The organism is Leptolyngbya sp. FACHB-36, assembly GCF_014695955.1.
In the GTDB taxonomy this organism is placed as follows: Bacteria; Cyanobacteriota; Cyanobacteriia; order Leptolyngbyales; family Leptolyngbyaceae; genus FACHB-36.
Genome location: NZ_JACJPG010000470.1, coordinates 1 through 5,929, shown reverse-complemented (window position 1 = coordinate 5,929; position 5,929 = coordinate 1). Strand labels below are relative to the sequence as shown.

General features: G+C 53.3%; 7 protein-coding genes. 5 read left to right on the top strand and 2 right to left on the bottom strand.

Annotated elements, in window-relative coordinates; genetic code table 11:
- Positions 1-305: 305 nt before the first annotated feature.
- Positions 306-1,394: a chorismate synthase gene (gene aroC, locus H6F43_RS13450; protein WP_190343251.1), complete on the bottom strand. Its 1,089-nt coding sequence runs from the start codon at positions 1,392-1,394 to the stop codon at positions 306-308.
- Between the two features lie 86 nt (positions 1,395-1,480).
- Positions 1,481-1,720 (bottom strand): hypothetical protein, encoded by a 240-nt coding sequence (locus H6F43_RS13445; RefSeq protein WP_190343250.1) that lies wholly within the window; start codon positions 1,718-1,720, stop codon positions 1,481-1,483.
- Positions 1,721-2,137: 417 nt separating this feature from the next.
- On the opposite strand from H6F43_RS13445, the gene H6F43_RS13440 reads away from it, so the two are divergent.
- The 5 genes from H6F43_RS13440 to H6F43_RS13420 all read left to right on the top strand — a co-directional run.
- Positions 2,138-2,638 (top strand): hypothetical protein, encoded by a 501-nt coding sequence (locus tag H6F43_RS13440; protein WP_190343249.1) that lies wholly within the window; start codon positions 2,138-2,140, stop codon positions 2,636-2,638.
- Positions 2,639-2,840: 202 nt separating this feature from the next.
- Complete coding sequence (locus tag H6F43_RS13435; RefSeq protein ID WP_206754562.1) at positions 2,841-3,764, top strand: alpha-isopropylmalate synthase regulatory domain-containing protein; 924 nt, start codon at positions 2,841-2,843, stop codon at positions 3,762-3,764.
- Positions 3,765-3,808: 44 nt separating this feature from the next.
- Entirely contained in the window at positions 3,809-4,240 is a 432-nt protein-coding gene (locus H6F43_RS13430) for an NUDIX domain-containing protein (RefSeq protein ID WP_190343247.1), read from the top strand.
- Between the two features lie 83 nt (positions 4,241-4,323).
- Positions 4,324-4,719: a RidA family protein gene (locus H6F43_RS13425; protein WP_190343246.1), complete on the top strand. Its 396-nt coding sequence runs from the start codon at positions 4,324-4,326 to the stop codon at positions 4,717-4,719.
- 413 nt (positions 4,720-5,132) lie between these two features.
- The coding region (locus tag H6F43_RS13420) for an extracellular solute-binding protein (protein ID WP_190343245.1) at positions 5,133-5,929 on the top strand (797 nt) is incomplete at its 3' end.

Here is a 5,929-nt window from a genome sequence, read left to right as displayed (position 1 = left end):
GCGATCGTTGAAATGGCTGCCGCACCACTAACACTCTCGGCGACAAATACTGTCCAACTCGACCGCTCTGAAGTGAAAAAAAGCGACCAATCTGCATAGAATTCCCCGTGCTCCAATAATCCTATTGTAGTTAATTGACACTACGGACAGCAGGCATCATCGGGTGGGATAACCGCTCGATCGAACCCTGGTAGTACAAGCCATGCAAGGCTGGAGGTAGGGATTTCCTCCCTCCTCAATTATAGTAAATTTGTACTATTTTTGTACTGGTTTCGGTGCGCGTTCGATCGCGGATTAACGGCTCGCTACAAAACTCCGCACTGTCCCTGCTGCCGCAGCAGATGGTCGCACAGAACCAGCGCAACCATCGCCTCGACCATTGGTACAGCACGAGGCAGAACGCAGGGGTCGTGGCGTCCTTTCGCGGCAAGCGTCACTTCCTCACCCTCGCGGGTGACGGTGCGCTGCTGTTTGCGAATGGTTGCCGTAGGCTTAAAGGCAACGCGAATCAGGATGGTTTCACCATTGGAAATGCCGCCCTGCACGCCACCCGATCGATTCGTGACGGTGCGGATTTGTCCCTGTTCATCCGTATAAAATTCGTCGTTGTGCTCACTGCCAGTCAGCAGCGTTCCAGCAAAGCCAGAGCCAATCTCAAAGCCTTTGGTCGCTGGCAGCGACATGATGCCTTTTGCCAAGTCGGCTTCTAGCTTGTCGAACACAGGCATGCCTAATCCTTTAGGCACCTGACGAGCAACGCATTCTACGACACCGCCGATCGAGTCGCCTTCCCGCCGCATCTGCTCAATCAGGTCGATCATGCGCTCTGCACAATCCAAATCTGGGCAGCGAACGATCGTGCTCTCGACCTGTTCCATGGTGACCGTGTCGGGATTAATGACCGCTTCTAAGTCTTTAATCCGCTTGACGTAGCTAACGATTTCGACGCCTGCCACTTGGCGCAGAATCTTTTTCGCAATTGCGCCCGCTGCAACGCGCCCGATCGTCTCTCGTGCCGAGGAGCGTCCGCCGCCTTGCCAGTTGCGAATGCCGTACTTAGCGTCATAGGTGGCGTCTGCATGAGATGGACGGTACGTCATTGCCATCTCATCGTAGTCCTGCGATCGCTGGTCTTTGTTGCGCACCAAAAGCGCGATCGGCGTGCCCAAGGTTCTGCCCTCAAACACACCCGATAGAATCTCGCAGGCGTCGGCTTCGTTGCGCGGCGTCGTAATTTTGCTTTGTCCGGGTCGGCGTCGATCCAGTTCTAGCTGGATCTCTTCAACGGAAATCTCTAGCTGAGGAGGGCAGCCATCGATTACAACGCCTACACCGCCGCCGTGAGACTCTCCAAAGGTTGTGACGCGGAACAGATGACCGAAGGTATTGCCCATGATGTGCGTGCTGGGGTTAAAAAGCTCGATCGTACCTGAAAATTCTTCTGGTACGGAACACATCCTTTTAAAGGGCAGGAATCGGTTCAGTAGGACCGCAGGGACTCAATCACGATCGCGGTTGCCAAGACGCTCGACACCACCACGGCAACCTGCGAGAAACACGCTTCAAAAATCTGTATCAACCACGCCGCCTGAGCATGGGCACCAAACACGAAGAAGACGATGCACGTCACCGCAAACGTAAACAGCGCTAGGAATGCGTACTTCATCAATTGGCAAGCAAGGCGGAAGAACGGACGCTTGGGATTGGTTCGCATCGTCATAGGACAGCACCTCAGTGGAGTTAGTTCGCGATATCGCTCTCACGTCTGCGAATCCTGCTTAGTTGGCAGGTAGCAATACAGCTATGGTACAGCTTTAATGCGATTTAGTGAATTACAAATAATATACAAAAGCTGTAGGAATGATTTGCAGCTCAGGTCTTGATATCAACGATCGCTGACAGTTAAGCCGCTTGAAGGCTTGAATATTCAATAAACTCTCGCTACTATCTAAGCAAATACCCTAAATTCCGTTAGTTTCTAACCCAATCACTCAGTGCTTCCTGGACTGGTTATCCCAATCGCAATGTTGATCTGTGTAACGCTTGTTAGGCGATCGAGTAAAGGTCAGTTACAATTGATAGCTGTGCGCGTAAAACGCCATTCAAATGTATATCACTGTTGAGTTCTGAAACTGACATGGATAGAAAGCTCGATCGGAAACTTGTCAGCTTTCGATTGCCCGAAGACTTGCTGCAAGCCCTCCGCAATCAAGCCGACCGCGACAGTATCTCTGTAACTGAACTGGTTTGCCGACTACTGCGACAGGGGTTAGAGGCAGGCGACGATCGAATTTCGGAGTTAGAGTCGCAAATCCGAGACTTGAGGCTAAAGCAGGTTCCCGTCAATCAGATTCCGACGAATCCGTTTTATCCGTGGTTGGCGCAGGGGGTTGCTCCTCACGACGCTGATCCGGAAACCAAAGAGCGGCTTGCCCGACTCGAACGTCTGATGGAGGAGTTGCTGGCTGGGCGAGTCGTGCTTCGCACGGTCGTTCAATCAGAATCGGATTTGGAAAGCCATGAGCCAGAAGCGTCGGAGCGCAATGCGCAAACGGCAAATCCAGCCAAGGGACGTTCGCCAGACGACGTTGCCCAATCCACCGTGGGTAGAAGCGTGACAGACTTTGAAATCGTATGAGTTTCGTAGCAGTGAGTTTGTAGAAAATGACGTTGTCCAATCGCTCTAACTAGCCAAACTCGATCGCGTGCAAGGTTGGTCAATTCTGAGAGGAGTGCCGTGTTTGAATCTAGGTCAGCGGTTTATGAGTGGGTAATGAACGACCAGCTCCGATTAAATTCAACATAAGGGTTTGCATCCTTTTCCTTGTCCTGAGGACGATATGCGTGCTGCCTTAATCACCCTCAACGTTTTCCAAAATAGTCTCGCAAAACAAGATCCACGCTGGAGATATTACGTAGCTCTACTGCGGCGATTGTCCTGTCAGCCTGTGCTGTGGTACATGACTGCCATTGACTACTGTCTGGCGTGGATTTTTTGGACCGTGTTTGAGCTAGAAGACGAACTGTGCCAAGAAGCGTATCTGGGCATGTTGAGGCAGGTGACGCCGTGTCCGATCGACCAGCACATCTGGGACGAATCTGGCTATCACCCGATTAATTTCTGCGACGCGCTGCGGCTGGCGTGCGCGATCGACCGCAATGTAGACGCGATCGTCACGTGGGAACCCGATCAATTTGCTCAAACCGCCGATGAGCACCAGCATGTGCAGTCCCATCGCTACTTCTACAAACCAATGGTGGCGGAAGGACTAGAGCCAGATGAGACATTGATGCTGCGGTTGGGCGTGTTCTCGGTCGCAGCATTTTTGCTCAACTTTAGTGGAACAGGGCGGCGGCGATTTCTACGATCGCGCTGGCTTCAGTGCTTTCGGCTAGAAGCACTCCAGTTTGGCTGCAGCGGCAGCGAGCACCAAGCGTCGATTACCTTGTGTGACCCGACTGGCGAGTATCTCACCGTCAACGCCAGTGGCGACAGCCCCTTTGACGCAATTCAGCAGGCGATCGATCAGGTCGTCGATCGCTACTTTGAGATTCCAGCACGGCAGTTAAGCCGCTTTTACGTGCCGCAAACGCCGATATTGGGCGCAAATGCGACGGTGGAAGTGGTCATTTGCATTGAATGCGGCGATCAAAGCATTCAGAAAAGCGCCAGCCACAGCAATATGCTCCGCGCGGCTGCCGAAGCGTACGTGAAAGTAATTAACGATCTGTGTCGGCACCCGGATATGCCGATCGTCGCCTAAACTAAGGTCATCTTGACCGCCGCGTCTATGGCTTCTGCTCACCTGTGACCCACCGCAATCCGACTCCTACCGTTGATATCATCATCGAGCTGATCGATCGCCCTCAGCGCCCGATCGTCCTGATCGAACGTTTGAATCCGCCGCACGGCTGGGCAATTCCCGGCGGCTTTGTAGACTATGGCGAATCGGTGGAAACCGCTGCCCAGCGCGAAGCCGAAGAAGAAACCGGGTTGCGCGTCGAACTCATCGACCAGTTTTATGTCTACTCAGACCCCAACCGCGATCCGCGACAGCACACACTCAGCGTTGTATTTCTTGCGACTGCCCAAGGCGACCCCAAAGCAGGCGACGATGCCAAGAATTTTGGCATCTTTGAGCCGTGGCAGATTCCCAAAAACTTGTGCTTCGATCACGATCGCATCCTGCAAGACTATCTGCGCTACCGCCACTACGCGCAGCGACCCCGTTTGTCCTAAAGTAGGCAACAATTAAACCCCATATCTAAATCGCCATTTGCGGTTCGCGATACGCCGTTAGCAGTTTCCCACAACCTCCCAACATGCCTCGTAAAATCATTCGTACCGATGCGGCTCCGGCTCCTGTAGGTCCTTATAATCAGGCGATCGCAGCGTCTGGGCAACTGGTATTCGTTGCCGGACAAATCCCCCTTGATCCGACGACAGGGGCGATCGTGGGCGAAGGCGATGTGGCAGCGCAGACGCAGCAAGTGATGGCAAACTTGCAAGCGGTTTTAGAGGCGGCGGGTGCAACGCTGAACAGCGTGGTAAAAACCACCGTGTTCTTGTCGGATATGAACAATTTTGCCGCCATGAATGCCGTGTATGCGCAGCATTTCGATGATGCAACAGCACCCGCACGGGCGTGCGTCGAAGTCTCTCGCCTGCCCAAGGATGTCTTGGTCGAGATCGACTGCATCGCGGCGATCGAAGCCTGAGGTCGCGCAACCAGCACAGGACCAACGGGATCTTACAATCAATTGCTAGTCTTTCTCAGACAGCTTCTTTAGGTCTTGTTGAATTATTGCAAATTCAATAGTAAATTGCACGACCGATGCAGGTCGCATAACGTTGGTATGCGGACGTTGACCGAGGATTGATCGCGCCCTCAATCAACAGCACAAAAGCTATCGAGCAATCTTACCATCACAGGTAATCGCATCAGCGAGCAGGCTGCTTAGCCGCTTGCGGCGATCGAACTTGACATCGGTTTCACCTTCGCGTACGTTCTCTATTAGAAATAACTCGCAACAAGATTATCCTACGGCTTGTGGGCGCACTCGGCAATTCCCTTGCCTTACCTTTTCTCGTCCCAAGCCCTTCGTTCCCCAGAAAAAGGCAGTAAGCGTAAATGACCATTACTCGACGTGCATTTCTTGCTTCTGGCGCAGCGATCGCCGCTGTTGCCGCTGACTCCGTGCTCAAGCCCAGAGTTAGCATCGCTCAAACCAAAAGTCGCGTTGTCAACCTCTACTCTGCCCGCCACTACGACACCGACACGTCCATCTACGACAGCTTCACCAGAAAAACGGGCATTAAGGTCAACCTCGTGGAAGCCGATGCCGACAAGCTGATCGAGCGGATTAAGAGCGAGGGGGCAAACAGCCCAGCAGATGTGCTGATTACCGTCGATGCAGGTCGCCTGTGGCGGGCACAGGATGCCGGAATTCTTCAGCCTGTTTCCTCAAAGGTGCTGACCAGCGCAATCCCAGCCGAACTACGTGAGCCGAACGGTCACTGGTTTGGGTTGGCAAGACGAGCGCGGGTCATTATGTACAACAAAGACAAGGTGAAGCCGTCGGAGCTATCGACCTACGAAGATTTGGCAAATCCCAAGTGGAAAGGTCGATTGGTTGCCCGCACCTCAACTCACGTGTATAACCAGTCCCTCACGGGTTCGGTGATCGCAGTTAACGGTCCCCAAAAAACCGAAGAATGGGTTCGCGGCGTGGTGGCAAACTTTGCCCGATCGCCTGAAGGCAACGACACCGCCCAGATTCGCGCAGTTGCCTCTGGAGCAGCGGATCTGACCTTTGTGAACACGTACTACTTACCGCGACTGGCAAAATCCAACAAGTCCGAAGACCGGGATGTCGCCGCAAAAATTGGCGTATTTTTCCCCAACCAGGGCGATCGCGGTGCCCATAC

Coding starts and splice junctions, on each gene's coding strand:
- aroC (WP_190343251.1), bottom strand. CDS start 1,394: ATGGGCAATACCTTCGGTCATCTGTTCCGCGTCACAACCTTTGGAGAG.
- H6F43_RS13445 (WP_190343250.1), bottom strand. CDS start 1,720: ATGACGATGCGAACCAATCCCAAGCGTCCGTTCTTCCGCCTTGCTTGC.
- H6F43_RS13440 (WP_190343249.1), top strand. CDS start 2,138: ATGGATAGAAAGCTCGATCGGAAACTTGTCAGCTTTCGATTGCCCGAA.
- H6F43_RS13435 (WP_206754562.1), top strand. CDS start 2,841: ATGCGTGCTGCCTTAATCACCCTCAACGTTTTCCAAAATAGTCTCGCA.
- H6F43_RS13425 (WP_190343246.1), top strand. CDS start 4,324: ATGCCTCGTAAAATCATTCGTACCGATGCGGCTCCGGCTCCTGTAGGT.